24 protein-coding genes are annotated in these 26,441 nt (G+C 72.8%); 16 read left to right on the top strand and 8 right to left on the bottom strand.

The genetic code is table 11. The annotated features are described in order from the left end of the window. Positions 1–284: 284 nt before the first annotated feature. From ACZ5Y0_RS00800 to ACZ5Y0_RS00830, 7 genes are all read left to right on the top strand, one after another. Positions 285–1,412 carry an MBL fold metallo-hydrolase gene (locus tag ACZ5Y0_RS00800; protein ID WP_469126488.1) on the top strand — a complete coding sequence of 376 codons (1,128 nt, stop codon included), beginning with the start codon at positions 285–287 and terminating at the stop codon, positions 1,410–1,412. 510 nt (positions 1,413–1,922) lie between these two features. Further along, positions 1,923–3,143 carry a prenyltransferase/squalene oxidase repeat-containing protein gene (locus ACZ5Y0_RS00805; protein ID WP_469126489.1) on the top strand — a complete coding sequence of 407 codons (1,221 nt, stop codon included), beginning with the start codon at positions 1,923–1,925 and terminating at the stop codon, positions 3,141–3,143. Next, positions 3,140–3,811 carry an SCO2322 family protein gene (locus tag ACZ5Y0_RS00810; protein ID WP_469126490.1) on the top strand — a complete coding sequence of 224 codons (672 nt, stop codon included), beginning with the start codon at positions 3,140–3,142 and terminating at the stop codon, positions 3,809–3,811. Before ACZ5Y0_RS00805 ends, ACZ5Y0_RS00810 begins: the two co-directional genes overlap by 4 nt. Next, positions 3,804–4,934 (top strand): CbiQ family ECF transporter T component, encoded by a 1,131-nt coding sequence (locus ACZ5Y0_RS00815; protein ID WP_469126491.1) that lies wholly within the window; start codon positions 3,804–3,806, stop codon positions 4,932–4,934. Before ACZ5Y0_RS00810 ends, ACZ5Y0_RS00815 begins: the two co-directional genes overlap by 8 nt. Next, a complete protein-coding gene (locus ACZ5Y0_RS00820; RefSeq protein ID WP_469126492.1) occupies positions 4,931–6,601 on the top strand; it encodes an ABC transporter ATP-binding protein in 1,671 nt (556 codons plus the stop codon). The genes ACZ5Y0_RS00815 and ACZ5Y0_RS00820 overlap by 4 nt, the downstream gene beginning before the upstream one ends. Beyond that, the gene (locus tag ACZ5Y0_RS00825) at positions 6,598–7,440 is read left to right on the top strand and encodes an ECF transporter S component (protein ID WP_469126493.1); all 843 of its coding nucleotides are present in this window, start codon (positions 6,598–6,600) and stop codon (positions 7,438–7,440) included. Before ACZ5Y0_RS00820 ends, ACZ5Y0_RS00825 begins: the two co-directional genes overlap by 4 nt. A gap of 336 nt (positions 7,441–7,776) precedes the next feature. Beyond that, positions 7,777–8,193, top strand: coding sequence for an aggregation-promoting factor C-terminal-like domain-containing protein (locus ACZ5Y0_RS00830; protein WP_469126494.1), 417 nt, complete (start codon positions 7,777–7,779; stop codon positions 8,191–8,193). Positions 8,194–8,290: 97 nt separating this feature from the next. Here the strand turns inward: ACZ5Y0_RS00830 and ACZ5Y0_RS00835 are convergent, their stop codons facing one another. Further along, on the bottom strand, positions 8,291–9,529 hold the full coding sequence (locus ACZ5Y0_RS00835) for a cytochrome P450 (protein WP_469126495.1): 1,239 nt from the start codon (positions 9,527–9,529) through the stop codon (positions 8,291–8,293). 203 nt (positions 9,530–9,732) lie between these two features. Between ACZ5Y0_RS00835 and ACZ5Y0_RS00840 the strand changes: the two genes are divergently transcribed. After that, the gene (locus ACZ5Y0_RS00840) at positions 9,733–10,902 is read left to right on the top strand and encodes a steroid 3-ketoacyl-CoA thiolase (RefSeq protein ID WP_469126496.1); all 1,170 of its coding nucleotides are present in this window, start codon (positions 9,733–9,735) and stop codon (positions 10,900–10,902) included. A 272-nt stretch (positions 10,903–11,174) separates the two neighbouring features. On the opposite strand, the gene ACZ5Y0_RS00845 is transcribed toward ACZ5Y0_RS00840, so the two are convergent. Continuing rightward, positions 11,175–13,232 (bottom strand): bifunctional glycosyltransferase 87/phosphatase PAP2 family protein, encoded by a 2,058-nt coding sequence (locus ACZ5Y0_RS00845; RefSeq protein WP_469126497.1) that lies wholly within the window; start codon positions 13,230–13,232, stop codon positions 11,175–11,177. A 348-nt stretch (positions 13,233–13,580) separates the two neighbouring features. Between ACZ5Y0_RS00845 and ACZ5Y0_RS00850 the strand changes: the two genes are divergently transcribed. Then, entirely contained in the window at positions 13,581–14,252 is a 672-nt protein-coding gene (locus tag ACZ5Y0_RS00850) for an O-methyltransferase (RefSeq protein ID WP_469126498.1), read from the top strand. A gap of 81 nt (positions 14,253–14,333) precedes the next feature. Here ACZ5Y0_RS00850 and ACZ5Y0_RS00855 read toward each other — a convergent pair whose 3' ends face one another. Beyond that, positions 14,334–14,726: a hypothetical protein gene (locus ACZ5Y0_RS00855; protein ID WP_469126499.1), complete on the bottom strand. Its 393-nt coding sequence runs from the start codon at positions 14,724–14,726 to the stop codon at positions 14,334–14,336. 103 nt (positions 14,727–14,829) lie between these two features. On the opposite strand from ACZ5Y0_RS00855, the gene ACZ5Y0_RS00860 reads away from it, so the two are divergent. Next, positions 14,830–15,246 carry a DnaJ family domain-containing protein gene (locus ACZ5Y0_RS00860; RefSeq protein WP_469126500.1) on the top strand — a complete coding sequence of 139 codons (417 nt, stop codon included), beginning with the start codon at positions 14,830–14,832 and terminating at the stop codon, positions 15,244–15,246. A 6-nt stretch (positions 15,247–15,252) separates the two neighbouring features. Here ACZ5Y0_RS00860 and ACZ5Y0_RS00865 read toward each other — a convergent pair whose 3' ends face one another. Further along, positions 15,253–15,876, bottom strand: coding sequence for a hypothetical protein (locus tag ACZ5Y0_RS00865; protein WP_469126501.1), 624 nt, complete (start codon positions 15,874–15,876; stop codon positions 15,253–15,255). A gap of 6 nt (positions 15,877–15,882) precedes the next feature. Beyond that, complete coding sequence (locus ACZ5Y0_RS00870; protein ID WP_469126502.1) at positions 15,883–16,566, bottom strand: hypothetical protein; 684 nt, start codon at positions 16,564–16,566, stop codon at positions 15,883–15,885. A 147-nt stretch (positions 16,567–16,713) separates the two neighbouring features. On the opposite strand from ACZ5Y0_RS00870, the gene ACZ5Y0_RS00875 reads away from it, so the two are divergent. Beyond that, entirely contained in the window at positions 16,714–17,238 is a 525-nt protein-coding gene (locus ACZ5Y0_RS00875) for a GNAT family N-acetyltransferase (RefSeq protein ID WP_469126503.1), read from the top strand. Here ACZ5Y0_RS00875 and ACZ5Y0_RS00880 read toward each other — a convergent pair. Beyond that, entirely contained in the window at positions 17,231–19,270 is a 2,040-nt protein-coding gene (locus tag ACZ5Y0_RS00880) for a DHA2 family efflux MFS transporter permease subunit (protein WP_469126504.1), read from the bottom strand. The two genes, ACZ5Y0_RS00875 and ACZ5Y0_RS00880, sit on opposite strands and share 8 nt — an antisense overlap. Before the next feature lie 161 nt (positions 19,271–19,431). Here ACZ5Y0_RS00880 and ACZ5Y0_RS00885 point away from each other — a divergent pair, with 161 nt between their 5' ends. Then, positions 19,432–20,556 (top strand): peptidoglycan-binding domain-containing protein, encoded by a 1,125-nt coding sequence (locus ACZ5Y0_RS00885; protein ID WP_469126505.1) that lies wholly within the window; start codon positions 19,432–19,434, stop codon positions 20,554–20,556. Positions 20,557–20,736: 180 nt separating this feature from the next. On the opposite strand, the gene ACZ5Y0_RS00890 is transcribed toward ACZ5Y0_RS00885, so the two are convergent. Together ACZ5Y0_RS00890 and ACZ5Y0_RS00895 are read right to left on the bottom strand one after the other, a co-directional pair. Further along, positions 20,737–21,402: an HAD-IA family hydrolase gene (locus tag ACZ5Y0_RS00890; protein ID WP_469126506.1), complete on the bottom strand. Its 666-nt coding sequence runs from the start codon at positions 21,400–21,402 to the stop codon at positions 20,737–20,739. Between the two features lie 176 nt (positions 21,403–21,578). Then, the gene (locus ACZ5Y0_RS00895) at positions 21,579–22,160 is read right to left on the bottom strand and encodes a TMEM165/GDT1 family protein (protein ID WP_469126507.1); all 582 of its coding nucleotides are present in this window, start codon (positions 22,158–22,160) and stop codon (positions 21,579–21,581) included. A gap of 423 nt (positions 22,161–22,583) precedes the next feature. Here ACZ5Y0_RS00895 and ACZ5Y0_RS00900 point away from each other — a divergent pair, with 423 nt between their 5' ends. The 4 genes from ACZ5Y0_RS00900 (at position 22,584) to ACZ5Y0_RS00915 (ending at position 26,243) form a co-directional block, all read left to right on the top strand. Continuing rightward, the gene (locus ACZ5Y0_RS00900) at positions 22,584–23,228 is read left to right on the top strand and encodes an HNH endonuclease family protein (RefSeq protein WP_469126508.1); all 645 of its coding nucleotides are present in this window, start codon (positions 22,584–22,586) and stop codon (positions 23,226–23,228) included. Positions 23,229–23,305: 77 nt separating this feature from the next. After that, a complete protein-coding gene (locus tag ACZ5Y0_RS00905; RefSeq protein WP_469126509.1) occupies positions 23,306–24,934 on the top strand; it encodes an alkaline phosphatase D family protein in 1,629 nt (542 codons plus the stop codon). Between the two features lie 306 nt (positions 24,935–25,240). Further along, positions 25,241–25,462: a hypothetical protein gene (locus ACZ5Y0_RS00910; protein WP_469126510.1), complete on the top strand. Its 222-nt coding sequence runs from the start codon at positions 25,241–25,243 to the stop codon at positions 25,460–25,462. Positions 25,463–25,787: 325 nt separating this feature from the next. After that, positions 25,788–26,243: a DoxX family protein gene (locus tag ACZ5Y0_RS00915; protein WP_469126511.1), complete on the top strand. Its 456-nt coding sequence runs from the start codon at positions 25,788–25,790 to the stop codon at positions 26,241–26,243. Positions 26,244–26,441: the final 198 nt, after the last annotated feature.

Raw genomic sequence — 26,441 nt, forward strand, 5'->3', positions numbered from 1 at the left:
CGGGTCACACAAGGTGGCACCAGCGCACAAGGGGAGCGCACGCCACTCGATCAAGCTCACCGCACGTATCCCTCGCGTGGAGAAGTCGGCGTCTCCATCAGGAGCACCGCTGCGAGAGCTGGGCCGTCCCCGGGCCGTCCGGCAGTGACCAACGCCGACAAGCGACGACAGGCAGCGCCCACATCAGCGCAGGTCAGCCCAACTCCCTTCAGCGTCAGTCGACTTGGGCACCCATTGAAACCAGTTCTCGTTATAGTGAGCAATGGCCGTGGGACGGAGGGCGCATGACGAGCAGCCTGGACGGGGACCCCGTGCCCCCGGCGACGTACGACCACGGCGGAGGCGTGCGCTCGCTGCGCGTGCCCATCCCGGACAACCCTCTCGGGCACACCCTGGTGTACGTCGTCGACACCGACCGCGGGCCGGTCGTCGTCGACACCGGCTGGGACGACCCGGCCTCCTGGGACGCCCTGACCTCCGGACTGAGTGCCTGCGGTACGTCCGTCACCGAGCTGTACGGCGTCGTCGTCACCCATCACCACCCCGACCACCACGGCCTGTCGGGCGCGGTGCGCGAGGCCTCGGGAGCCTGGATCGCGATGCACGCGGCGGACGGCGCGATCGTGCGGCGGACCCGAGCGACCCGGCCCGGTCGCTGGTACGCGTACATGACGGACAAGCTGGTGGCCGCGGGCGCGCCCGAGGAGCATGTGGCACCCCTGCGCACCGGCCTCCCCCGCTCCCGCCCCCGCTCGGGCGGCAGGGACCCCCGTCGTACCCTCCCCGGCCTCTTTCCCGCCCTCCCCGACCGCGAGATCGAGCCGGGTGAACTCCTCGACCTGCCCGGCCGCCGCCTGCGCGCGATCTGGACGCCGGGTCACACCCCCGGCCACGTCTGCCTCCACCTGGAGGAGGACCACCCGCACCGACTGCCCGGTCACGGACGGCTGTTCTCCGGCGATCACCTGCTGCCCGAGATCACCCCGCACATCGGCCTGTACGAGGACCCCGACGACGGCGGGAGTCCCCCGGCGCGAGCGAAGGCGGGCCCGGGGAAGGCCATCGATCCCCTCGGCGACTACCTCGCCTCCCTCGAACGCGTCGGCCGCCTCGCCGTGGCCGAGGTCCTTCCCGCCCACCAGTACGCCTTCACCGACGCGCCCTCGCGTGTACGGGAGTTGCTCGCGCACCACGAGGACCGCCTGACCGGCCTGCGGGAGTTGCTGGCCGAGCCGCTCACCCCCTGGCAGCTCGCCGAGCGCATGGTGTGGAACCGGCCGTGGGAGCAGATCCCGTACGGCTCACGGAACATCGCCGTCTCGGAGGCCGAGGCGCATCTGCGGCGCCTGGTGAAACTGGGGCACGTGGAGGCGGTGGCGGGGAGCGATCCGGTGACGTACGTGACGGTGTGAATCCTCTCCTCCCGAAGGGGCGGGGAGTCTGGCTCAGGCTGTCTCCTGTGACAGCGTTCCCGGAGGTCCTCCGCCGCCGGCGTCGGCCGGGTCGAGGCCGACCCGGACGAGCATGACGCGGGCGGAGTCCTCGTCCCGCGGGGGCCACGTGCACGTCTCGTCCGTCCGCCCCGAGCCGAGCAGGCGGCCCGGCACGCTCTGCCCGTCGCCCTCCGGCCCGAACCCACCCTCGCTCCCGGCCTGCCCGCAGGACGCTTCCTACGGCCGAGTACAGTGGCCCGGTCGTCATCACACCCGTACGGGGGAAAGCCGGTGCAATTCCGGCGCTGACCCGCAACCGTGAGCCATGCACCGTCACCGTCATGGCCAGCCGGACTGCCCCGGACGGGACGTGACCGGCTCACGTGCGTCGGCGCCGCCGCCGCACGGCACCGTCGAGGTATGCGGAGCCGAGCCGCCGGGGTGTCCCGTGCTGTCCGGCTCCCTGACAGGGAGAGGCACCCGCCGATCATGAACGTCCGCCGCACCGCCGCGGTCCTGGCCGCCACCGCAGTGATCGGCGCCGCCACGCCCGCCGTGGCCGCGTCCCCGTCGCCGACTCCGTCCGTGGCGATCCCCTCCGGTCTGTACGGCAGCACCGACCCGACGTACGACGGCGTCTGGCGCCAGTCGCTCGCGCTGCTCGCCCAGGACACCGTCGGGGTGAAGCCGGCGGGGAAGGCCGTGGCCTGGCTGACCGGTCAGCAGTGCGCGAACGGCGCCTTCGCCGCGTTCCGCGCCGACCCGGCCGAACCCTGCGACGCCAAGCTGATGGTCGACACCAACAGCACGGCCGCGGCCGTCCAGGCCCTCGCGGCCCTCGGTGGCCACGAGGCCGCGGCCAAGAAGGCCGTGGGCTGGCTGAAGTCCGCGCAGAACGCGGACGGCGGCTGGGGATACGCCCCTGGGGGACCCAGCGACACCAACTCGACGTCCGTCGTCGTCGGCGCGCTGGCGGCGGCCGGGGAGAAGCCGGCGGAGGTCGTGAAGGGTGGCCAGTCGCCGTACGACGCCCTGGTCAAGCTCGCGCTGCCCTGTGACGCCGGTGGCGCCTTCGCCTACCAGCCCGACAAGCGGGGCACGCTGTCGGCGAACGCGGACGCGACGGCGGCGGGTGTCCTCGGCGCGCTCGGCGAGGGCCTCGCGGCCGGGGCCGGGAAGAAGGCGGCCACCGCCGTGTGCGCCGACGGCGGCTATCCGGGCCCGCGGCAGGCCGCCGCCAACGGCGCCGCCTACCTGGCGAAGGCCGTCGCCAAGGACGGGTACCTGATCTCGGTACTTCCCGGCGCGGAGAACCAGCCGGACTACGGCAACACCGCCGACGCCGTGGTCGCGCTGGCCGCGCAGGGCGGCGCCGAGCAGGCGCGCAAGCCCCTCACCTGGCTCCAGCGCAACGCCGCGGCCTGGGCGAAGCGGAGTGGCCCCGCCGCCTTCGCCCAGCTGGTCTTCGCCGCCCACGCGACGGGTACGGACCCGCGCGCGTTCGGCGGCACTAACCTGGTCGCCGCCCTGAACGCGACGGGCCCGGCGCCGCAGCCGGCCGAGAGGGCGACCGGCGGCCTCCAGCGGGACGACTCCGACGAGAAGGACTCCGAGGACGGCTTCGGCCTCTGGTGGACCGTCGGCGTCTTCCTGGTCGCCGGCATCGGCATCGGCTTCCTGATCAGCGGCCGCAGGAAGCGGCAGCCGTGATACGCCGCCTCGCCGCCCCGCTCGTCGCCGCGCTGTTCCTGGGTCTGGCCGGCACCGGCCCGGCCCAGGCCGCCGGTTACCGGTACTGGTCGTTCTGGGACCGTGACGGCGACCGCTGGGTCTACGCCACCGAGGGCCCGTCCACCGCCCGCCCCTCCGACGGCGCCGTCCAGGGCTTCCGTTTCGCGGTGAGCGAGGACTCGCGGGACGCGTCGCGACCGCGCGGCGCGGCCTCGTTCGAGGCGATCTGCGCGCGAACCCCGGCGCGGGACGGCATGAAGCGGGTCGCCCTGGTCGTCGACTTCGGCACCCCGGCGGACGCCCCGTCCGGCGAGACCCCGCCCGCCGCCCGCACGGCCTGCGCCCGCGTCCCGGACGACGCGACGACGGCCGAGGCCCTCGCCTCGGCCGCCAAGCCCCTGCGCTACGACCCGAACGCGCTCCTGTGCGCAATCGCGGGCTACCCGAGGACGGGCTGCGGCGAGCAGGTGACGACGGACAAGGGCCAGAAGGACCGGACCGCGTCGGAGCCCTCGGCGTCCCCGGCCTCCCCGGCGTCCCCCGCGGACGACGGCGGCCCGTCCGTGGGTGTCTACGCGGGCGGTGCGCTGACAGCCGCCCTGGCAGCGGCGGCGGTGTGGCAGGCCCGGCGGCGCAGGAATGTCTGAGGGCTCCCGCCCCGGCAGGAGCGGCGCCCGGCCGGCACGGGCGAACACGCCCGTCCCCCGGCTCCACCCCGGCGCCTGGTGGCTGTGGGCCCTCGGCCTCGGCACGGCCGCGACCCGCACCACCAACCCCCTCCTGCTCGCCCTCCTCCTCACCACCTCCGCCTACGTCGTCCTCACCTGCCGCCCCCACACCCCCTGGTCCCGCTCCTACTCCGCCTTCCTCCACCTGGCCCTCGCCGTCCTCCTCGTCCGCCTCTTCTTCGTCGTGGTCCTCGGCTCCCCGGTCCCCGGCACCCACGTGATCGTGACGCTCCCCGAAGTCCCGCTCCCCGACTGGGCCCAGGGCGTCCGCCTGGGCGGCAGAGTCACCGCCGAGGGTGTCGTCTTCGCGCTGTACGACGGTCTGCGGCTGGCCACCCTCCTCGTCTGCGTCGGCGCCGCGAACGCGCTGGCGAGCCCCTCCCGGCTGCTGAAGTCCCTGCCCGGCGCCCTGTACGAGGCCGGGGTAGCCGTCGTCGTGGCGCTCACGTTCGCGCCGCATCTCATCGCCGACGTCCAGCGCCTGCGGGCCGCCCGCAGACTGCGCGGCCGCCCGGACCGGGGTCTGCGCGGGCTGTTCCAGGTGGCGCTGCCGGTCCTGGAGGGCGCCCTGGAACGCTCCGTCGCCCTCGCCGCCGCCATGGACGCCCGCGGGTACGGCCGTACCGCCGACGTCCCCGCCCGTGTCCGCCGTACGACGGCCGCCCTCACCCTGGGCGGCCTGCTCGGCGTCTGCGCGGGGACGTACGGCCTGCTCACCGCGGCGGGAGGCACGTACGGGCTGCCGGTGCTCCTCGCGGGGGCCGCCGCCGCGCTCGCCGGTCTCCGGCTGGGCGGGCGCCGCTCGCCCCGCACCCGCTACCGTCCGGACCGCTGGACGCCGCGCGCCTGTCTGGTCGCCGGCTCGGGGATCGTGGTGGCCACGCTGCTGACGCTCGCCGCCTCCGCCGACCCGGCCGCCCTGCACCCCGGTGTGATCCCCCTGACCGCGCCGGCGCTTCCCCTCTGGCCCGCCGCGGCCGTGCTCGTCGGTCTCCTGCCCGCCCTGTTCGCCGCCCCGCTTCCGAAGGAGCCGTCGTCGTGATCCGCTTCGAGAACGTCTCCGTGACGTACGACGGTTGCTCCGAAGCCACCGTCCAGGGCGTCGACTTCGAGATCCCGGAGGGCGAACTGGTGCTGCTCGCCGGTCCGTCCGGCGTCGGCAAGTCGACGCTGCTCGGCACGGTCGGCGGTCTCGTCCCGCACTTCACGGGCGGCACCCTGCGCGGCCGGGTGACGGTCGCCGGCCGAGACACCCGCACCCACAAGCCGCGTGAACTCGCCGACGTGGTGGGGACGGTGGGCCAGGACCCGCTGTCGCACTTCGTGACGGACACCGTGGAGGAGGAACTCGCGTACGGCATGGAGTCGTTGGGCCTGCCTCCGGCGGTGATGCGCCGTCGCGTCGAGGAGACCCTCGACCTGCTCGGTCTGGCCGGTCTGCGCGACCGTCCGATCGCCACGCTGTCCGGGGGCCAGCGGCAGCGCGTCGCGATCGGCTCGGTCCTCACCCCGCACCCTCACGTCCTCGTCCTGGACGAGCCGACCTCCGCGCTCGACCCGGCCGCCGCCGAGGAGGTCCTCGCGGTGCTCCTCCGCCTCGTCCACGACCTGGGCACGACCGTCCTGCTCGCGGAACACCGTCTGGAACGCGTCCTCCAGTACGCCGACCAGGTCGCCCTCCTGGCCGCGCCCGGCGCGGCCCCGGTGCTGGGCACCCCGGCCGAGATCATGGCCGTGTCGCCGGTGTGTCCGCCGGTGGTGGATCTGGGCAGGCTCGCGGGCTGGTCCCCCCTGCCGCTGACGGTCCGCGACGCCCGGCGCCGGACGGGTGACCTGCGCGGACGGCTGGCCGGGCGGGAGCCGGAGGCCACCCCGCCCGCGGCCGTCGAGCCACCGCTGCCGCGCTCGGCGCTTCCCCGTCTGCGCCGGCGCGCCACATCCGCTCCGGCCGCGCCCGCGGCCCCGGCGGAGGTCCGTTCCCTCTCCGTACGCCGCGCTCGGGTCCAGGCGCTGCGCGACGTCGATCTCACCGTGTCCCCCGGCGAGACCATCGCCCTCATGGGCCGCAACGGCGCCGGAAAGTCCACCCTGCTCAACGCCCTCGTGGGACTGGTCGAACCGTCCTCCGGCACGGTCCGCGTGGGCGGCGCACTTCCCCACCGCACCGCGCCCCGCGACCTGGTCCGCCACGTCGGCCTCGTCCCGCAGGAACCCCGCGACCTGCTGTACGCCGACACGGTCGCCGCCGAGTGCGCGGCCGCCGACCGGGACGCCCAGGCCGCCCCCGGCACCTGCCGCGCCCTGGTCGGCGACCTGCTCCCGGGCATCGCCGACGACACCCACCCCCGCGACCTGTCCGAGGGCCAGCGTCTGTCTCTGGCGCTGGCGATCGTCCTGGCCGCGCGGCCCCCGCTGCTCCTGCTCGACGAGCCGACCCGCGGTCTGGACTACGCGGCGAAGACCCGCCTGGTCGGCAGGGTGCGTGAGCTGGCCGCCGCCGGGCACGCGATCGTGCTGGCCACGCACGACGTGGAGCTGGCGGCGGAGCTGGCCCACCGCGTCGTCCTGCTCGCCGAGGGCGAGGTGATCGCGGACGGACCGACGGCCGAGGTGATCGTCTCCTCCCCGTCCTTCGCCCCGCAGGTGACGAAGATCCTGGCCCCGCAGAAGTGGCTGACCGTCGCGCAGGTGAGGGAGGCGCTGCGATGAGCCCGGCCCCCCGGCGGGGTGCCGGGCCGGCCCGGCAGGCGCGAGCCGTCCGCCTCGGACCCCGTTCCGTCACCGCGCTCGGGCTTGTCAGCGCGGTCGGGGTGGTCGCCTTCGCCTGGCCGTTCCTGGCGCCGCCCGCATCCGCGCTGAACGCGCACGCGCAGGACGCCCCCTGGCTGTTCGCGGGGCTGCTGGTGCTGCTGGTCGCGGTGGTGACGGCGACGATCTCGGAGTCGGGGCTCGGCGCGAAGGCGGTCGCGATGCTCGGGGTGCTGGCGGCGACCGGAGCGGCCCTGCGCCCGATCGGGGCCGGGACGGCGGGCATCGAGCCGATGTTCTTCCTGATGGTGCTCAGCGGCCGGGTCCTCGGCCCCGGCTTCGGCTTCGTCCTGGGTGCGGTCACCATGTTCGCGTCCGCCCTGCTCACGGGCGGGGTGGGGCCGTGGATGCCGTTCCAGATGCTGTCGATGGGCTGGTTCACGATGGGCGCGGGCCTGCTGCCGGGCCCGGACCGGCTGCGCGGCCGGGCCGAGCTGGTGCTGCTCGCGGTCTACGGCTTCCTGGCCGCCTTCGCCTACGGCACGGCGATGAACATGGCGGGCTGGCCGTTCCTCGGCGAGCTGGCCTCGCGCGTCTCCTTCGACCCGGACGCGGCCGTACCGGAGAACCTGGCCCGCTTCCTCGCGTACTGCGCGGCCACCTCCCTGGGCTGGGATCTGGGCCGGGCCGTGGTCACCGTCGTCCTGACCCTGGCGCTGGGTCCGGCCGTGCTCAGGGCGCTACGCAGAGCCACCCGGCGCGCGGCCTTCGAGACCGCGGTCACGTTCGAGGACCGTTGACCGGTGAAGCGCCCCACATGACCCACGTCACCTACGATCTACCATAGTGGGGCATATTGGACGGCATGTCCATGCAGATTCGCCCTCTGACCTGCGCGTTGAGAGCCAGGTCACACAAGGGATCTTCACCCCGCATGCGGCCACGACTAGTAAAAGGGGTCATTGCGGACCCCTCCCCGGCCTGCTTCTCTGGATGACGTCGCACGGCGCCGACGAGCCCTCGGGCCCCGGCGCCGACGCATGTGCCCCCGCCGCAGACCAACGCGGCGCGGTCACGCACCGCGTGACTCCGGCATGCACCGCGACGCACCTGTCCCCGAAGAAAAAAGGTTCTCCGTGCCCGTCTCCGTCATCCGCCGCATCGCTTCCCCGAAGAAGGCCCTCACCGCCGCCGCCCTGGCCGCCGCGACCGCCGGAATGGCGCTGTCCGCGGCTCCCGCCCAGGCCTCGACCGTGACCTCCGCCTCCCAGGCCAAGGCGATCGCGCACAAGATGATCCCGGACGCCGCGCAGTTCAACGCGTTCAGCAAGATCGTGGAGCATGAGAGCGGCTGGGACGTCGACGCCACCAACTCCTCGTCCGGCGCCTACGGCCTGGTCCAGGCCCTGCCGGGCAACAAGATGGCCTCGGCCGGCTCCGACTGGAAGACCAACCCCAAGACCCAGATCGAGTGGGGTCTGGACTACATGAACTCCCGCTACGGCAGCCCGGCCGGCGCCTGGTCCTTCTGGCAGGCCAACGGCTGGTACTGAGCCACGCCGACCCCGTACGCGTGAGGCGGCGGCCCCCCGATCCCCGGGGGCCGCCGCCTCACGCCTTTTTCCGGCGCGGTTTCCCGTGGCGCCTTCGTCAGTCCCCGGCGCTGACCCGCAATTCCTTCACGCCGTTGATCCAGGCGGACCGCAGCCGGCGCGGGTCCTCGACGAGCCGCAGCCGCGGCATCGCGTCGGCGAGGGCGGCGAAGATGAGGTCGATCTCCAGGACGGCGAGGGACTTGCCCAGGCAGAAGTGCGGCCCGCCGCCGCCGAAGCCGAGGTGCGGATTGGGGTCCCGGGTGACGTCGAAGTCGTCGGCCCGGTCGAACACCTCGGGGTCGTGGTTGGCGGAGGCGTAGAACAGGCCGACCCGGTCCCCCTTCCTGATCGCCTTCCCGCCCAGCTCCGTGTCCTGCGTGGCGGTCCGCTGGAAGGCGGTCACGGGTGTGGCCCAGCGCACGATCTCCTCGGCGGCGGTGGCGGGCCGCTCCCGCTTGTACAACTCCCACTGGTCCGGGTGGGTGAGGAAGGCGTGCATGCCGTGGGTGATGGCGTTCCGGGTGGTCTCGTTGCCGGCCACGGCCAGCATCAGCACGAAGAACCCGAACTCGTCGGAGTTGAGGTTGCCCTCGTTCTCGGCGGCGACGAGCGTCGAGACGATGTCGCGGGCCGGGCACCGCTTCCGCTCGGTGGCCATGCTCATCGCGTACGCGATGATCTCGGCGGCGGACCGCGCGCCGACCTCCTCGGTGACGGCGTACTCGGGGTCGTCGTAGGCGATCATCTTGTTGGACCAGTCGAAGATCTTGGTCCGGTCGTCCTGCGGGATGCCGATCAGCTCGGCGATGGCCTGGAGGGGCAGCTCGCAGGCGACCGACGTGACGAAGTCGAAGGGCCCGTCGATCGCGCGGGCCCCGGCGACGATGGCGGTGGCCCGCTCCCGGAGCCGCTGCTCCAGCGCCCGGATGGACCGGGGGGTGAACCCCCGCTGCACGATCTGCCGCACCCGCGTGTGCTCCGGCGGGTCCATGTTCAGCAGGATGAGCCGCTGTGCGTCGATGGAGTCGCGCGCGATGTGCTCGTTGAAGCGGATGATCGCGGTGTTGAGGGTGGAGGAGAAGATCTCGGGGCGGGTGGAGACGTACCGGACGTCGGCATGCCGGGTCACCGCCCAGTAGCCCTCGTCCTCGAAGCCGGCCACGTTCCCCGACTGCGGGATCCAGCGGACCGGTTCGGCCAGCCGAAGCTCGGCGAACTCCGGCAGTGGCACACGGTGTTGCAGCAGGTCGGGGTCGGTGAAGTCGAACCCGTCGGGAAGCGCCGGACAGGGCATGGGCAGCTCCAGCCAGAGGGCAGCTTTTCTGACGGTTCATCAGAAACAGGTTTCGGCGAAGGTAGTTCAGGCACCTGAAGGCTGCAAGACCCTTGCGATGACGTACGTCACGTCACCAGACTGCACACCAGAACTAGTACGTGTTCTAGTTCTGTAAGGCCGTACGTCCGGAGGAGAGCCGCCCCCCGAGAGGATCCGCACCCATGGCCGCCGAACCCGTGATCGTGGAAGCAGTCCGCACCCCCATCGGCAAGCGCGGCGGCGCGCTCGCCAACCTGCATCCCGCCTACCTCCTCGGCGAGACCTACCGAGAGCTCCTCGGCCGCACCGGCATCCCGGCCGACGCCGTGGAGCAGATCGTCGGCGGCACGGTGACCCACGCCGGCGAACAGTCCATGAACCCCGCGCGCACGGCCTGGCTGACCGTGGGCCTGCCGTACGAGACGGCGGCGACGACGGTCGACTGCCAGTGCGGCTCGTCGCAGCAGGCGTCCCACCTGACGGCGAACATGATCGCGGCCGGCGTCATCGACGTGGGCATCAGCTGCGGGGTCGAGGCGATGTCGAGGGTCCCCCTCGGCTCGGGCTCCAAGCACGGTCCGGGAAAGCCGTTCCCGGACGAGTGGAACGTTGATCTGCCGAACCAGTTCGAGGCGGCGGAACGCATCGCGCGCCACCGAGGCCTCGGCCGGGAGGACGTCGACGAGCTGGGCCTGCTCTCCCAGGAGAGGGCGGCGGCGGCCTGGTCGGAGGAACGCTTCAAGAAGGAGACCTTCGCCGTCCAGGTCCCGACGACGGAGGACGAACAGGCGGCGGGCCAGGGCATGTGGCGCCTGGTCGACCGTGACGAGGGCCTGCGGGACACCTCGATGGATGCCTTGTCCGGCCTGAAGCCGGTGATGCCGACGGCCATCCACACGGCGGGCAACTCGTCCCAGATCAGCGACGGCGCGGCGGCGATCATGTGGGCGTCGAAGAAGATGGCGAAGGCCCTGAAACTGAAGCCGCGGGCGAGGATCGTGGCCCAGGCGCTGGTCGGCGCGGATCCCCACTTCCACCTCGACGGCCCCATAGACGCGACGCGGGCCGTGCTCGGCAAGGCGGGCATGTCACTGGACGACATCGACCTGGTCGAGATCAACGAGGCCTTCGCGTCCGTGGTGTTGAGCTGGGCGAAGGTCTTCGACCAGAACCTGGACAAGGTCAACGTGAACGGCGGCGGAATCGCCCTCGGCCACCCGGTGGGAGCGACGGGCGCCCGCCTGATCACGACGGCACTTCACGAACTGGAGCGCACGGACAAGGAGTTCGCGCTCATCGCGATGTGCGCGGGGGGCGCACTGGCGACCGGCACGATCATTCAGCGGCTGTAGTCCACCGGCGGCGGGCGGCGCTGCTCGTCGTGCCGGGCCGCCTGTCGCGGCAGGTGGGTACCGTGCCGGGCCTCGGCCAGGCGTCCGGTGCGGCGGTAGCGGGGTGACGTCGCTCCTTCGCGCTGTCGGGTTCGTACTGCCGGGCCTCGTCCTCACCCGGACGGACGACGGCGTGCGGGCGCCGCCTCCCACCTACTGGGGCGACCCGCCGAACGGTTGCCCGCGAGGGCGGGCGGCCGCCCACTCGCCGAGGTGAGCGGGCGCCGGCCCCGTCAGGCGCTGGCGGTCCGTTCCTTCTCGGGTTCCACCGGGCGGTGGCCGTCCTTCGAGGAGGTGGCCGCCGCCGAACCCGCCCGCGGCCCCTGCAACACGTACGCCAGCCCGAAGCCCGCGAGGACGACGGCCGCGCCGCCCGCCGCGTCGAGGACCCAGTGGTTGCCGGTGGCCACGATCGCGGAGACCGTGAAGAGGGGGTGCAGGAGGCCCAGGGCCTTCATCCACCATCTCGTGGCGACGATCGCGATCGCCAGGCCGCACCACAGGGACCAGCCGAAGTGCAGGGAGGGCATCGCCGCGTACTGGTTGGTCAGGGACGTCAGCGTGCCGTAGTCGGGCTGGGAGAAGTCCTGTACGCCGTGGACCGTGTCGACGATGCCCAGGCCGGGCATCAGGCGCGGCGGCGCCAGCGGATAGAGCCAGAAGCCGACCAGCGCGAGCAGGGTCGCGAAGCCGAGGGAGGAGCGGGCCCAGCGGTAGTCCACGGGGCGGCGCCAGTAGAGGATGCCCAGCACCGACAGCGGGACCACGAAGTGGAACGACGTGTAGTAGAAGTCGAAGAAGTCGCGGAGCCAGCCGACCTCCACGACCGCGTGGTTGGCCCAGTGCTCGATGTCGATGTGCAGGAAGCGCTCGATGTCGAGGATCTCGCGGCCGTGGGCCTCGGCCCGCTCCCGTCCCCCCGAGATGGTGCCACCCGTCGCCGCGAGCCGGACCTGCTGGTAGGCCGCGTAGGTGACGCGGATGAGCAGCAGCTCCAGCAGGAGGTTCGGCCGGGTGAGGACCCGGCGCAACACCGGCAGCAGCGGGACGCGCCTCCAGCGGGCCGGGACGGGTGCGGCGTACCGAGTCGGGATCGGGGTGCGGTAGTACGGGGAGGTGCGCGACAGGAAGGGGACGACGGTCGCGGCGGCCAGCGCGGCGAGGAGGACGACGTTGTCGCGCAGGGGGTGAAGGACCGCCATGTCCGGCAGCATCATCTTCGCCGGGAGCGTCATCACCAGGACGACGGCGACCGGCCAGACGTAACGGTCCGAGGCGCGCCTGCCGACCCGGCCGACCACCGCCGGCAGCACCCACAGGAGCTGATGCTGCCAGGTCGTCGGGGACACCGCGATGGCGGCACAGCCGGTGATCGACACCGCCAGCAGCAGCTGGCCGTCGCGGGCGTAGCGCACCGCCCGGCGGACGCCGAGGACGGCCACGACCGCGCCCAGCGTCAGGAACAGCGCGATCTCCAGCGGGCCGGACAGCCCGAGGCGCAGCAGGGCGCCGTGCAGGGACTGGTTGCCGAGGGCGTCCGCCTTGCCACCGAGCCCCACGCCCGCCATGTGGTGGACCCAGTAGGTGTACGAGTCGTGCGGCATCGCCGCCCAGGCGAGCAGGGTGCAGGCCAGGAAGGACGCGCCCGCGCTCGCGGCGGCCCGGCGCCGGCCGGTGAACCACAGCAGCGGGGCGAACAGCAGGACGGTCGGCTGGAGGGCCGCCGCCAGGCCGATCAGCGCGCCGCCCGCGTGCCGCCCCCGTACGACGAAGCAGCCGAGCAGGACGAGCAGGACGGGGATGATGCTGGTCTGGCCGAGCCAGAGGGTGTTGCGGACGGGGAGGGACAGCATCAGCAGACTGATGGCGACGGGCGCGGCCAGCAGCGAGGTGCGTCTGCTCACCGGTTGCGGCAGGGCTCGCGCGAAGACCAGGCCGAGCGCGGCGACCAGCAGCAGCGTGCCGAAGGTCCAGCCCCAGCCGAGGGCCTGTTCGGCCGCCCGGGTGAAGGGCTTGAGGACGAGTCCGCCGAACGGGGTGCCGGTGAAGCGCGTGGAGTCGTAGAGCGAACCGTTGACGTGCAGGACGCCGTTCGGTCCGACCCAGGTCTCCAGGTCCGTCAGGCGCTCCCCGCGCGGGGTGCCCAGGACGACGGCCACCTGCCGGACGGCGAGGACCGCCGCCACCAGCCAGAGGCCGAGGCGCGCCACGCGCAGGCGCGCTCTCGCCGTGTCACCCCTGGTCGCGCCGAAGGGTTCCGCCGGTCGTCCGCTCTGCTCCGCATTCGCCACGCCTCGTAGGCCTCCCGCCCCGTAGGTCCCACGCGTTCCCTCGTGGGGTGTTCCTCCACAAACCCTATGAGGCTCGCGGTGCCCTCGGACAGAGACGCAGGCAACCCCGCCTTGACCTGACGTCCGTTCTCCTTTTGTCCGAAAGACGATAGTGCTCCGGACGGGGCGTCGGTTCGCGGGGGCCGAGGCCGGCCACGGCCCGGACTCGACCGGCGCGCTCGACCGGCGCGACGGAACGGGGACTTCGGGCGCGCCGTCGCGGACCGGGACGGTGATCAACGGACGCGACAGACTGGGACCAGTTGGTATCCATGACGAGTCACGTCGGCAAACCGAGAGGCAGAGCGCATGAGCGAGTCGCACATCTGGGACACCGTCGACGCCTACTTCACCACCCACCTCGCCCCGGACGACGAGGTGACCGAGGCCGCGCTGCGCGACAGCGACGCGGCCGGGCTGCCCGCGGTGAACGTCACGGCGAACCAGGGCAAGCTGCTCCAGCTCCTCGCGGAGATCCAGGGCGCCCGCAACATCCTGGAGATCGGCACCCTCGCCGGCTACAGCACCATCTGGCTGGCCCGGGCGCTCCCGGCCGACGGCCGGCTGGTCTCGCTGGAGTACAGCCCGAAGCACGCGGAGGTCGCCCTCCGCAACATCGCGCGCGCGGGCCTCGACAGACAGGTCGAGGTGCGGGTGGGCGCGGCCCTGGACTCGCTGCCGCTGCTGGCGGACGAGAACCCGCCGCCCTTCGACCTGGTCTTCATCGACGCCGACAAGGTCAACAACGCCCACTACCTGGAGTGGGCGCTGCGGCTCACCCGCACCGGCAGCCTGATCATCGTCGACAACGTCGTACGGGACGGCCGGGTGGTGGACGCGGACAGCGGCGCGGGGGACGTTCGGGGCACCCGTGCCGCCATCGAACTCATCGGGGCGCACCCGAGGTTGAGCGGTACGGCGATCCAGACGGTCGGCGCCAAGGGGTACGACGGCTTCGCGTTGGCGCGCGTGCTGGCGTGACCCCCACCGCCGGGGCGTGCCGGGCGGCGCCCGGCCGTCCCGCCCCGGACCGGCGGGGCATGACGGCCGGGGCACCGGACGTCACGCCTCGTGATAAAAGCCCACGTTGACGCTGCGCGGGCCGGTGCGGTCCACGACGACGATCTCGCCGTTGCCGCCCCGAGGAAGCCGCACGGTCCCGCCGTAGGCGATGGTCTGGGCGTATTCGCCGACCACCAGCCGGACCTCCGAGGACGGGTCCGGCTGGGAGCCGCGCAACCAGCTGACCTGCCAGACCCCCTCGGGGCCGCACAGGAACTCCAGGTGGACGCGGGAGACGAACAGCCACTCCTCGGGAGTGGCGAGGCGGCACACCGACTTGTCCCGGCCCACCCGCAGCACGGCGCCCGGCTCGCTGGGCGCGTCGGCCATGAGCATGCCGGCCGTGACACCCTCTTCCGTCCCGGAGACGGTGGCCATGGTGAGTTCGAGCACATGCGCTCCTCGAGAGATGTCTGCCTGACAGCGTCCGAGCTGTGCGTGCACAGCCGCCGCATACTAAATCGCCCGGCCCCGCCGCGTCCGGCACAATGGACCCATGACCGAGCGAAAGCCACCCGGTGTCCCGTTCGAGTCCTGGGTCGACAAACAGATCCAGGACGCCGAGCGGCGTGGCGAGTTCGAGCAACTTCCGGGTGTCGGCAGGCCGTTGGACCCGGAGCTGGAGAGTTCCTACGACGAACTGTGGTGGATCAGGCGCAAGATGGCGCGCGAGGGGCTCTCGGTCCTGCCTCCCGCGCTGGCCCTGCGCAAGGAGGCGGAGGACGCGCTCGCCGCGGCGTACGCGGCGCCCTCGGAGCGGATCGCCCGGAAGATCATCACGGACGTCAACGTCAAGCTCCGCGACATGATGTTCAAGCCGCCGCCCGGCCCCCCGCTGGGTATGAAGCCGTACGACGTCGAAGAGGTCGTACGGCGGTGGCGGGAGCGCCGGGCGGCGGCTGGGGACAGCTAGAGAGACCTAAAGATGCAGGAGGCGTTCCGTCAGCTCGCGGTAGTCCCGCAGGGCCAGGCGGAGCTGCTCGGTGTCGGCGGTCGTGCCCGCCGCGTTCTTGCCGTCCGAGAGCTGCCAGGAGCCGCGCAGCGTACGGCGGCGGCTGTTCACGGCGTCGGTGAAGCGGGTGGCGAGGTCCTCCAGGACCTGGTCGGCCTCCTCGACCGAGTCGCGGGGCCGGTCCACGAAACCGGCGACCGCGTGCCGCATCCGCGAGGAGAGCTTGTCGCACTCGTCGTGCGGGAGCAGTGGGGAGCCTTCGGCGGCGCCACGGGTGCCGTGAGCCGCGCCGGAGTCCTGGGAGAGGCCGGAGTCCTGGGAGGCGCCGATGCCGCCGCTGTCCTCGACGGCTCCGGCCGACGGGTCACCGGGTGCGGCGGCGGGGCGGGGGTGCGGGTCCCGGCCGCCGGTGACCGGGTCGACGACCGGGTCGGTGGTCGGCGCGGCGGGGCCGGTCGCCGGGCTCTGTGCCGGCGCCCCCGGGCCCTGCCCCTGGCTCTCCCCCAGCGGTACGACACGAGGCCGTTCCTGGTCCTGGTCCCGTTCCTGTGCCGTGCGGCGGAACTCTCCGCCGGATGTCACCTCGGACATGCCTGTTCACCCCTCCTTGGTCTGGTGCCGGTGGACGCCCGGCAGGTGGAACCCGGAGCGGCCCTCGTGGCGCGTGGCGTCCCGACGGTCCTCCGTGGACCGGGCCGTCAGCGCCCGGTGGTGCCCCTCGCCCACCAGGTCGTCGAAGAGGGCGCGGGCCTCGACCATGGCGGTCCGCAGATCCTCCGTGCCGGGGGCCTCCCCGCCCCGTGCGCCGCCGTCCTGGTGGAAGCGGGTGACGTGGTGCACGTGACGGTAACCCTGCACGTGGTGGGCGTGGTGCACGGCGAGCGCGGCGACCTGCTCGTCGTACTGGCTCCCGTCCGGGTAGCCGCGGGCGCCCGCCACGTCGGCGAGTATCCGGTCCGCCTCGGCGACCGCCTCACGGGGGGAGTCGACGAAACGCTCCTGCGCGGCCGCCCAGCGGGCCTCGAACCGCTCGCGCTCCGCGGGCTCCAGCGGCCGCTCCTTCAGCCCGCCGTGCCGCTCCACGAGGGCGCCGAGTTCCCGCTCGGCCGCCTTGACGTCCCCGCCGTGCCGGGCCACGGCCCGGTCGTACTCGGGCCCGAAGCGGCGCTTCAGGCCACGTCCTCCGTGTGACGACCCTCGGGCCCGTGCTGCCAACACGGCCGCGACGGCGATGACGGCCGCCACGATCACGATCAACGCGATGATCACGCCTGTGGACATGGTTGCCTTCCGGTGTGTCGGCCCCACGGGCCGGTTCACAGTTGCGGGTTGCCCGGACAGCGGCGGACAAACGGCCGTCGGCGTCGTATCCTGTGCCCCGCTTATCCGGTTGCGCGCCCCGCAGGGCGCCTGCCGAGAATGACCGGCATGACCTGGATCATCGCCCCGGAACCCGTGCAGTCCCCTGTCGCCGCGGCGCTGTGGCGGGAGTACTACACCGAGGTCAGCGACCGCTGGTATCTGCTGCACGAGGGGCGGCGGACCGATCCCGCCGAGCTGGAGCGGGAGATCGGCGCCCGCACCGGGGCCGACCTGGCTCCGCCGACCGGGCGGCTGCTCGTCGCCTGGTACGGCGGCGAGCCGGCCGGCAGCGCGGGGGTACGGCTGCTGGACGCGTCGACGGCCGAGTTGACGCGGGTGTTCGTGCGGCCGGCGGCGCGCGGCAGAGGCGGCGGACCGCTGCTCGTCCGGGCCGCCGAGGAGGCCGCCCGCGCACTGGGCGCCGGGCGGATGGTCCTCGACACCCGCGGCGACCTCGTCGAGGCCCGCGCCCTGTACGCCCGCCTCGGCTACCGGGAAGGCGCTCCGCACAACGACGACCCCTACGCCGAGCACTGGTTCGCCAAGGCCCTGACCGGCGGGGACCCGACCGCCGCGGCGGGCCTCAGCTGAGCCGGGTCACCGAGCGTTCGTCGTGCGGCTGTTCCCGCTCGGAGCCGCACAGTTCGTCGTTGAGTTCCTTCACCAGCTGGGTCAGGTCGGTGGGACGGTCCGGGCCCCACCAGTCGCCGAGCAGTTCGGCCAGCGACTCCTCGCGGGCCCGCGAGAGGTGTTCGGCGACCTCCCTGCCCTCGTCGGTCGGGACCAGGTCGATGCCCTCGCGCACGGCGAGCCGACGTTCCTCGATCTGCCGGGCGGCCTCCAGGATCACCGGCAGGGGGACGGGCCCGCGCTCGGCGAGCATGGCCGGCTCGACGCTGCCGTACCGTTTCATCCGCAGCAGCATCCAGCTGGTGGCGGGCAGCAGATCGTAGCCGGCCCGGTCGGTGATCGTCCGGTAGATCTCGCGGCGGCCCTCGCGGGTGCCGAGGAGGGACAGGGCCCGGCACACCTCGTCGTACGACGAGCGCTGGACGGGGTTGCTGGCCAGCGTCTCGGTCCCGTCCGGCGCGGTGACCGAGCCGCGCAGCGGGTCCTCCTTCAGGAACCAGGCGAGGAGGAAACCGAGGACGGCGACCGGGGCGGCGTACAGGAAGACGTCCGTGATGGACGAGGCGTAGGCGTGCAGGACCGGTGGGCGCAGTGCGGCGGGCAGGTCGCCGATGACACGCGGGTCGGCTTTCAGCGCGTCGAGGGAGACGGCCGGCGGGAGGTCGACGCCCCGGAAGGCGTCCGCGAGCTTGTCGTCGAGGCGGTGGGTGAAGACCGTGCCGAAGACGGCGACGCCGAAGGAGGCGCCGATGGAGCGGAAGAAGGTCGCGCCGGAGGTGGCGACGCCGAGGTCCTCGTAGGAGACGGCGTTCTGCACGATGAGGACCAGGACCTGCATCACCAGGCCGAGACCCAAACCGAAGACGAAGAAGAACGCGCTCATCACGGCCGTGGAGCTGTGTTCGTCGAGTCGGTGCAGCAGGAGCAGGCCGATGGCCGTCACCGCGGTGCCGGTGACCGGGAACACCTTCCAGCGGCCGGTGCGGCTGACGACCTGCCCGGACGCCGTGGACGCCAGCAGCAGACCGGCCACCATCGGCAGCATGTGCACACCGGACAGGGTCGGCGAGACGCCCTGGACCACCTGGAGGAAGGTCGGCAGATAGGTCATCGCGCCGAACATCGCGAAGCCGACGATGAAGCTGATCACGGCGGACAGCGTGAAGGTGCGGATGCGGAACAGCTTCAGCGGCAGCACGGGTTCGGCGGCCCTGCGTTCCACGCCCAGGAACGCGAAGGCCAGGACCACGCCCAGTACGGCGAGTCCGACGATCTGGGGCGAGCCCCAGCCCCAGGTGGTGCCGCCCAGGGAGGCCACCAGCACCAGGCAGGTGGCGACCGTGGCGATGAGGAGGGTGCCGAGGTAGTCGATGGCGTGCTTCGTCGACTTGCGGGGGATGCGCAGGACGGCCGCGATGACGGCGAGCGCGACGACCCCGATCGGCAGGTTGACGTAGAAGACCCAGCGCCAGCTCAGATGCTCGGTGAACAGACCGCCCAAAAGGGGGCCGAGGACGCTCGTCGCGCCGAAGACCGCGCCGAACAGGCCCTGGTAGCGACCGCGTTCACGCGGCGGGACGATGTCGCCGACGATCGCCATCGACAGCACCATCAGCCCGCCGCCGCCCAGCCCCTGGAGGGCGCGGAAACCGATGAGCTGCGGCATGTTCTGCGCCATCCCGCACAGCGCCGAGCCGATCAGGAAGATCACGATCGCGATCTGGAACAGCCTCTTGCGTCCGTACTGGTCGCCCAGCTTGCCCCACAGCGGAGTCGCGGCGGTCGACGCGAGCAGATACGCCGTGACCACCCAGGAGAGGTGCTCCAGGCCGCCCAGCTCGCTGACGATCGTGGGCAGCGCCGTCGACACGATCGTCTGGTCGAGGGCGGCGAGCAGCATGCCGAGCAGCAGCGCGCCGATCGACACGAGGACGTTCCCGGGCACGTGCTCCTGACGGGGATCCCCCGTCCGGGCCTGCGCGTCCAAGGACATGGATGCCTCCTGAGGCTCGCGTGGACATCTCCATCGTGATCGGTGTGTCCCGTTATGGCCTGTCGAGTCCTGCCGGAACCTCTCGTTCCGGGGGTGGCGGGCAGCCAGTTGTGTGACAGATCTGCATAATCCTTGGAGTTTGGATGGGGAGGGACGAACGGGTGAACGATCCGACCGACCGGCAGGGGCGACCGGGAGAACCGGTGCGTCCGGAGGGGCACGGGCATCCGTGTCCGCAGTGCGGTGCACTCCGGGCGGCGGACAACACCCCGTCGTGCGCCTGCGCGCAGCGCGCGTCCGACGCCCTGCGCGACACCCGCGAGGCGGAGGCGGCAGCGGCGGGGGACTTCGATCCCCTGCGGATACGGCCGTATGTGGAGCTGGGGGGAGGGGCCGGGGGCGGCTCCGGGGCCGGTGGGGCGGGTGCCCGGCAGACGGGTGCCGGTGAGACGGGTGCCGGTGAGGTGACGATGCCCTTGCCGGCGGTCCAGCCGGCGTCTCCCGGCGACGCGGTGCCCGACGCGACCATGACCCTGCGCGCCGTTCCGCCCTCCGGTACGGCGCCGGTGCCGACTCCGCTCGCGCCCGCCGGCTCCGCGCCCAGCGACACCGATCTGCGCCTGTTCGCGGCGGGCGGGAACGCCGGGGGCGGTCCGTACGACGACGGCGAGGCCCCCCGCGGACGGCGGCGCCGCACGCTGCTGATCGCTTCCACCGGCGCCGCCGTCGCGGTGATCGCCGCGGCCGGGTTCGCGATCGGGTTGTTCTCCTACGAGACGCCGAGCCGGGACCAGGCCGCCCCCGAGGAGGTCCGGGCGGCCGTTCCGGACACCTCGACCAGCGCGGCCGCGGCATCGCCGTCCGCGAGCCGTTCCGCGTCCCCGTCGGCGTCCAGCGCCTCGCCGTCGCCCTCCGAGAGCGCGAGCGCGTCACCTTCCGCCACGGAGTCCAGCGCCTCCCCGTCGCCCTCCCGCACCGCCGAGCCGAGCCCGAGCGCCCGGACCACTGAGGCCACGGGGTCGCCGGCACCGGGGAACGGGGTGGAGGGCGGCAGCGGCGAGGTGACCGTCCTGCGCCGTGGCGACCGGGGGCCCGAGGTGACCGAACTCCAGCTGCGACTGCGGCAGTTGTACCTCTACAACGACGAGGCGAACGGAGTGTTCAGCAGTCGGGTCGAGGAGTCCCTCCGCACCTACCAGTGGTCGCGGGGCATCCAGGGGGACGTGCTGGGCGAGTACGGGGAGGCAACCCGAACGAGCCTCGAGCGGGAGACGAAGCAGCCGTAGCGGCACGGTCGGGCTGGGCCGCGCCGCCCCCGCGGCCGGTGCCGCCGTCGCCGGGGCAGCCGCCCTTCCCGAACCCCGCTTCGGCCCTCGAGGGGCCGCCCTCGACCTCTGCCGGAGGGCGGGGCCGGATCGTCCTGACCGGCTCCGCGTCGTCGACCCGCCCCCCACGGCCGAGCCCCTTCACCCCACGTGGATCCGCACCCGGTCCCCCACGACCTCCACCCGCACGCCCGTCAGATCCCCCACCACCACGTCCGGCCGGTGCGCCACCGCCCGCGCCCCGACCCCCACCACCCGCATCCCCGCGGCGCGCCCGGCCGCGATGCCCGCCCCGGAGTCCTCGAAGACGACGCACTCCGCCGGGGCCACTCCCAGATCGGCCGCGCCCTTGAGGAAGCCCTCGGGGTCCGGCTTGCTCGCGCCGACCGATTCCGCGGTGACGCGGACCTCCGGGAGGGGCAGGCCCGCCGCGGCCATGCGGGCCGTCGACAGGGGGGCGTCCGCCGAGGTGACCAGGGCGTGCGGGACGTCCCGCAAGGAGGCGAGGAACTCGGGGGCGCCGGGGACGGGGACGACACCGTCCAGGTCGGCGGTCTCCTCCGCGAGCATCCGGGCGTTGTCGGCGAGGTTCTGCTCCATGGGGCGGTGAGGCAGCAGGACGGCCATCGACGCGTATCCCTGGCGTCCGTGGACGACCTTCATGACCTCGTCGCCGTCCAGCCCGTGCCGCTCGGCCCAGCGCCGCCAGACGCGTTCCACCACGGCGTCTGAGTTCACGAGGGTGCCGTCCATGTCGAGGAGGAGGGCACGGGCGGTCAGGACGGTGGTGGACACGGCGGCCGGCATCGGCGACTCCCAGCGCGGACGGACACGTGCGCAGGCACGCGGGAAACAAGGCGGCCCCGCCCGCCGGTCAGGGAGAACGGACGGGAGCCACTTTGTTTCTCTACGGTACAAAACAGGTGGGCCCTTCCGCCACCCGCCCCGGGAAGGTTCACCTTCCGTTCAGCTCGCGCGCGGGCTCAGCCGGTGACCGCCTCCCACAGGCTCCACACGCCGAGGCCCAGCATCAGCACCGCCGCGATCTGCGTGATCAGCTTCAGCGGCACCCGCTTCATCAGGGCTTTCCCGCCGACGATGCCGAGTCCCGCCACCGACCACAGCGCCAGCACCGCGCCGAGCCCGACGGAGAGCGGGTCGTCGTAGCGGGCGGCGAGGTTGGCCGTCATGATCTGCGTCAGGTCGCCGAACTCGGCGACGAGGATGAGCATGAAGCCCGCCCCGGAGACCTTCCAGAAGGACTGGTTCTCGGGCTTGCGGATCTCGTCCTCGTCCTCGTCCTTCCTCATCAGCAGCACGGCCGCCCCGCCCAGGAACAGCACGCCGGTCAGCGCGTGCACGATCTGCTGCGGCAGCAGGGTCAGCACACTGCCGGCCGCGACGGCGAGCGTGACATGCAGCGCGAAGGCGGCGGCGACGCCGGCGAAGACGTACGAGGCGCGGTAGCGGGTGCCGAGGACGAGGCCGGCGAGGGCGGTCTTGTCCGGCAGTTCGGCGAGGAAGACGACGCCGAAGACGAGCGCCGTCACGGTCAGGCTGATCAAGGGTCCTCAATCGGTCGGGGCCGCCCCGCCGAGGATGCCGCCTACCTTCACGCGGGACGCCTCGGCACGGCAGCACACGTGTGCTCCGTGCCGCACGGCACGGAGGTGCACTGCTTGCCGAAGGTCTCGCTGGCCGACCGCGCGACGGTCCGCCTCCGGGCGCCGGCTCAGACGAGCTGAGCAGTATGTCGACGGTCCGGCGAAGAGCTACTCCCCTTCTGCGCCGTCCATCTTACGCGACCCTCGTACCGGCCCCGGGACGGACCGCGGGGCCGACCCCCGGGACCGAAAGTCCGGTCACACCCCTTGTTGTGTCATGTGCACGTCACTAGTTTCTTACCGCGCGCACACCTCCCCGCAACGCGGCCCCGCGAGCATTCCCTCGCTCGCACCGCAACGCCCCCATCCCTCAAGGGAGTTCGCATGTCGAAGTTCTACGCGCGTCGACGGGTCAGCATACTCGCGGCGCTCACCGGGCTGACAGCCTCCGTCGCCCTCTTCAACTCCCCGAGCGCCTCCGCCGCCCTCCCCACCCCGGTCAGCGCCGCCACCGCCCGCACCTACCTGGCCTCACTCACCGTCGCGACCGAGGACCGCACCGGCTACAACCGCGACCTGTTCCCGCACTGGAGCACCCAGTCCGGCGCCTGCAACACGCGCGAGGTCGTCCTGAAGCGCGACGGCACGAACGTCGTCCAGGACTCCGCCTGCGCCGCCACCAGCGGCAGCTGGTACTCCGTGTACGACGGCGCCACCTGGACCGCCGCCTCCGACCTCGACATCGACCACCTGGTGCCGCTCGCCGAGGCCTGGGACTCCGGCGCCGACAGCTGGACCACCGCCCGCCGCCAGTCCTTCGCCAACGACCTGACCCGCCCGCAGCTCATCGCGGTCACCGACAACGTCAACCAGGCCAAGGGCGACCAGGACCCGGCCACCTGGATGCCCTCGCGCACGGCCTACCGCTGCACCTACGTCCGCGCCTGGGTCCAGGTGAAGTACTACTACGGCCTCTCCGTGGACTCCGCCGAGAAGAGTGCCCTCACCAACCACCTGGCGAGCTGCTGATCCCGATTCCGGGAGGGGAATCTCCCCATTCCCCTCCGTCGTTCCGTACCGTACGGGGCGACGGAGGAGGCGATCACATGGCCGGACTACGGCTGGGACCCCTGCTGAGATACACCGACGGTACGTCCGCGACGGTCTGGATCGAGGCGAGCCGTCCGTGCGCCGCCGAGGTGCGGTGCGCGGACGGTTCCGGCGGCACGGCCCGCACCTTCCAGGTGGCGGGCCACCACTACGCCCTGATCGCGGTCACCGGGCTCACGCCGGGCACGGCCACGCCGTACGAGGTGTTCCTCGACGGCACGCGCGCGTGGCCGCCCGCCGACTCGCGATTCCCGCCCTCGGCCATCCGCACCCCGGCCGAGGACGCGGACGTGCGCGTGGCCTTCGGGTCATGCCGGTGGGCGGCACCCCCGTCCGACGAGCACGACACCGTGGGTCCCGACGCCCTGGACAGCCTGGCCGAGCGGATCGCCGCCGACCCGGAGGGCGAGCGGCCCGACGTCCTGCTGCTGCTCGGCGACCAGGTCTACGCCGACGAGACCTCGGACGAGACCAGGCGGCGTATCGCGGCCCGCCGCGACCTGGCCGAACCGCCGGGCACCGAGGTCGCCGACTACGAGGAGTACACCTGGCTGTACTACGAGTCCTGGCTCGATCCCGAGGTGCGCTGGCTGCTGTCCACCGTGCCCAGCTGCATGATCTTCGACGATCACGACGTCGTGGACGACTGGAACACCTCCGCCGCCTGGGTGGCCGACATGCGGGCCACCGACTGGTGGCGCGACCGGATCCTGGGCGGCCTGATGTCCTACTGGGTGCACCAGCACATCGGCAACCTCTCCCCCGACGCCCTGGCCGCCGACCCCCTCTACGCCGCCGTACGGGAGGCACCCGACGGCACCGACCTCGTGCGCGATTTCGCCTGCCGGGCCGACACCGAACCGGCCTCCGTCCGCTGGAGCTACCGGCGCGACTTCGGACGGGTGCGGCTGCTGATGGTGGACTCACGGGCCGCACGCGTGCTGAAGGAGGACGAACGCTCGATGCTCGACGCCGGGGAGGCGCGCTGGGTCCGCGAGCAGGCCCTGGACGCACCGGGGTCGTACGACCATCTCCTCGTCGGCACCTCGCTGCCCTGGCTGCTGCCGCACCTGGTGCACGACGCGGAGGCGTGGAACGCGGCGCTGTGCCGGGGTGAACGCGGTCCGCGCTGGGCGCGGTTCGGGGAGAAGGTGCGGCGGGCGGCGGACCTGGAGCACTGGGCGGCGTTCCCGGAGTCCTTCGCCGCGCTCACCCGGCTGCTGGCCGAGGTGGGGACGGGACCGCAGGCACCGGCCAGCGTGCTCGTGCTGTCGGGGGACGTGCACCACGCGTACGTGGCCGAGCCGCGCTGGCCCGGCGACGCTCCCGACGCGCGGGTGCTGCAACTCACCTGCTCCCCGGTCCACAACTCCATCCCCCTGTCGATGCGCGTGGGTTTCCGCTTCGGGTGGAGCGCCCTCGCCCGCGCCCTGGGGCGCCGCTTCCGGCGGCACGGGCGCTCGCCGCGGCCGCCCGTGGACTGGCGCAAGACCGGCGGCCCCTGGTTCGGCAACCAGCTGATGACGCTGACGCTGCGCGGACGTTCGGCCCGGCTGCGACTGGAACAGGCCCGCGAGGGCCGGGGGCTCTCCCTGGTGGAGGAGTCCGATTTGACCTCTGGCTGACGAGGGTCGGGGGCGAACCGAGGACGGTGGGAGCGCCGGGAACGACGTCGGCCCCGGGACGAGACGAGGTCGGCAAGACGCGGGGGCGGGCCGACGCGAGGGCGGGCCGACGCGCCGTCCGCCTCCGCTCGGCCCGTGTGAACCGCACGGGTCCGAATGCGTCCCGTGGGCGGTCCGTCCCGTCCCGCCCCACCCGCCCGGCGGTCTCCCGCTCGTCCTCGGCGGAGACGTAACGGTCCGCATCCGACGGATCCCCGGACGGGACCTGGTGGGCGCGCTCCCCGACGCTCCGGGTCCGACGGCCGTATGACCACGTCCGAGGGCTGTGTGACCAGGTCCGACGGCTGTGTGACCGCGTCCGACGGCTGCGTGACCGCCTGCATCGAGGCCCGTCCGGCGGCGCGGGACCTGCGGCGTACCGCCGACGCACCGCTCGCCCGCCCGCCGGAGACCGGGCAGCGCCGGCCGCACAGGGTGGACGGTCGCGAGACGGGAGGGTTGGACGCGATCAACGGACGCGATCACTGATAGACCATCAGAAATGCCGCCAGGAAAGGCGGTTCGATCGAGGCCTGTCCGTGGAGGGCGAGCACTGGGGTGACAGCCACCGGGGGCCGCCCAGGGGTGAATTCGGTCATGCTTTCGGACGCGGACCCGGCGGCCGGAGCCGCCGTACGTGCGACGGCGTCGGAAATCGAACGGGAAGCGGTTTCCCAGCCATGGCCAAATGTTGAACTTGCAAGCATTCATTAGGTACGCCTAACGTGGGTCGCTCGTTCGGTACCGCCGTCCCCACCCGGCTCGCCCGCCCCAGGGCTCGCCGTACGTCCGACACCGAAGGAGTACCCCCCACATGTCCGCTCGTCTCGACAGCGCACAGCCGTACGCGATCGGCCTGTTCCGCATCGTCGTCGGGCTGCTGTTCGCCTGCCACGGCGCCGCCTCCCTCTTCGGCGTCCTCGGCGGAGCGGCCGGCAGCGACGGCGGCACCATCGACGCCGGCACCTGGCCCGGCTGGTACGCGGCCGTGATCCAGCTGGTCTGCGGCAGCCTGGTGCTGCTCGGCCTCGGCACCCGCGCCGCCGCCTTCCTCGCCTCGGGCTCGATGGCGTACGCGTACTTCGACGTCCACCAGCCGTCCGCCCTGTGGCCGATCCAGAACGGCGGCGAGGCCTCCGCGATGTTCTGCTGGGCCTTCCTGCTGCTGGTCTTCACCGGCTCCGGGGCGCTCGGCGTGGACCGGTTGTTCGCCCGGCGTACGACTTCGGAGCGGAAGCAGGCCGCGGAGCAGGCCCCCGTCGCGGCCTGAGTCGGCGCGCGGACCCCGGCGCCCTCTCCACAGCCGCTGGGAGGGCGCCTCGCCTGCCGCGGGCCCGCCCCGTGTGAACACGCGGTGTGAACACGCCGTGTTGAACGCATGAGCCCCTCGTGAACCTCCTGTCCCACCACGGGCGTACGCTGTATGGCTGTCATTGGCCGCACCTGCCGCTCCCCCGCGACACAGCGG

It is taken from the genome of Streptomyces sp. NPDC033216 (assembly GCF_055577115.1).

Coding starts and splice junctions, on each gene's coding strand:
- ACZ5Y0_RS00915 (WP_469126511.1), top strand. CDS start 25,788: ATGTCCGCTCGTCTCGACAGCGCACAGCCGTACGCGATCGGCCTGTTC.
- ACZ5Y0_RS00860 (WP_469126500.1), top strand. CDS start 14,830: ATGACCGAGCGAAAGCCACCCGGTGTCCCGTTCGAGTCCTGGGTCGAC.
- ACZ5Y0_RS00800 (WP_469126488.1), top strand. CDS start 285: ATGACGAGCAGCCTGGACGGGGACCCCGTGCCCCCGGCGACGTACGAC.
- ACZ5Y0_RS00805 (WP_469126489.1), top strand. CDS start 1,923: ATGAACGTCCGCCGCACCGCCGCGGTCCTGGCCGCCACCGCAGTGATC.
- ACZ5Y0_RS00825 (WP_469126493.1), top strand. CDS start 6,598: ATGAGCCCGGCCCCCCGGCGGGGTGCCGGGCCGGCCCGGCAGGCGCGA.
- ACZ5Y0_RS00870 (WP_469126502.1), bottom strand. CDS start 16,566: ATGTCCACAGGCGTGATCATCGCGTTGATCGTGATCGTGGCGGCCGTC.
- ACZ5Y0_RS00865 (WP_469126501.1), bottom strand. CDS start 15,876: ATGTCCGAGGTGACATCCGGCGGAGAGTTCCGCCGCACGGCACAGGAA.
- ACZ5Y0_RS00840 (WP_469126496.1), top strand. CDS start 9,733: ATGGCCGCCGAACCCGTGATCGTGGAAGCAGTCCGCACCCCCATCGGC.
- ACZ5Y0_RS00835 (WP_469126495.1), bottom strand. CDS start 9,529: ATGCCCTGTCCGGCGCTTCCCGACGGGTTCGACTTCACCGACCCCGAC.
- ACZ5Y0_RS00815 (WP_469126491.1), top strand. CDS start 3,804: ATGTCTGAGGGCTCCCGCCCCGGCAGGAGCGGCGCCCGGCCGGCACGG.
- ACZ5Y0_RS00875 (WP_469126503.1), top strand. CDS start 16,714: ATGACCTGGATCATCGCCCCGGAACCCGTGCAGTCCCCTGTCGCCGCG.
- ACZ5Y0_RS00910 (WP_469126510.1), top strand. CDS start 25,241: ATGACCACGTCCGAGGGCTGTGTGACCAGGTCCGACGGCTGTGTGACC.
- ACZ5Y0_RS00890 (WP_469126506.1), bottom strand. CDS start 21,402: ATGCCGGCCGCCGTGTCCACCACCGTCCTGACCGCCCGTGCCCTCCTC.
- ACZ5Y0_RS00850 (WP_469126498.1), top strand. CDS start 13,581: ATGAGCGAGTCGCACATCTGGGACACCGTCGACGCCTACTTCACCACC.
- ACZ5Y0_RS00880 (WP_469126504.1), bottom strand. CDS start 19,270: ATGTCCTTGGACGCGCAGGCCCGGACGGGGGATCCCCGTCAGGAGCAC.
- ACZ5Y0_RS00900 (WP_469126508.1), top strand. CDS start 22,584: ATGTCGAAGTTCTACGCGCGTCGACGGGTCAGCATACTCGCGGCGCTC.
- ACZ5Y0_RS00905 (WP_469126509.1), top strand. CDS start 23,306: ATGGCCGGACTACGGCTGGGACCCCTGCTGAGATACACCGACGGTACG.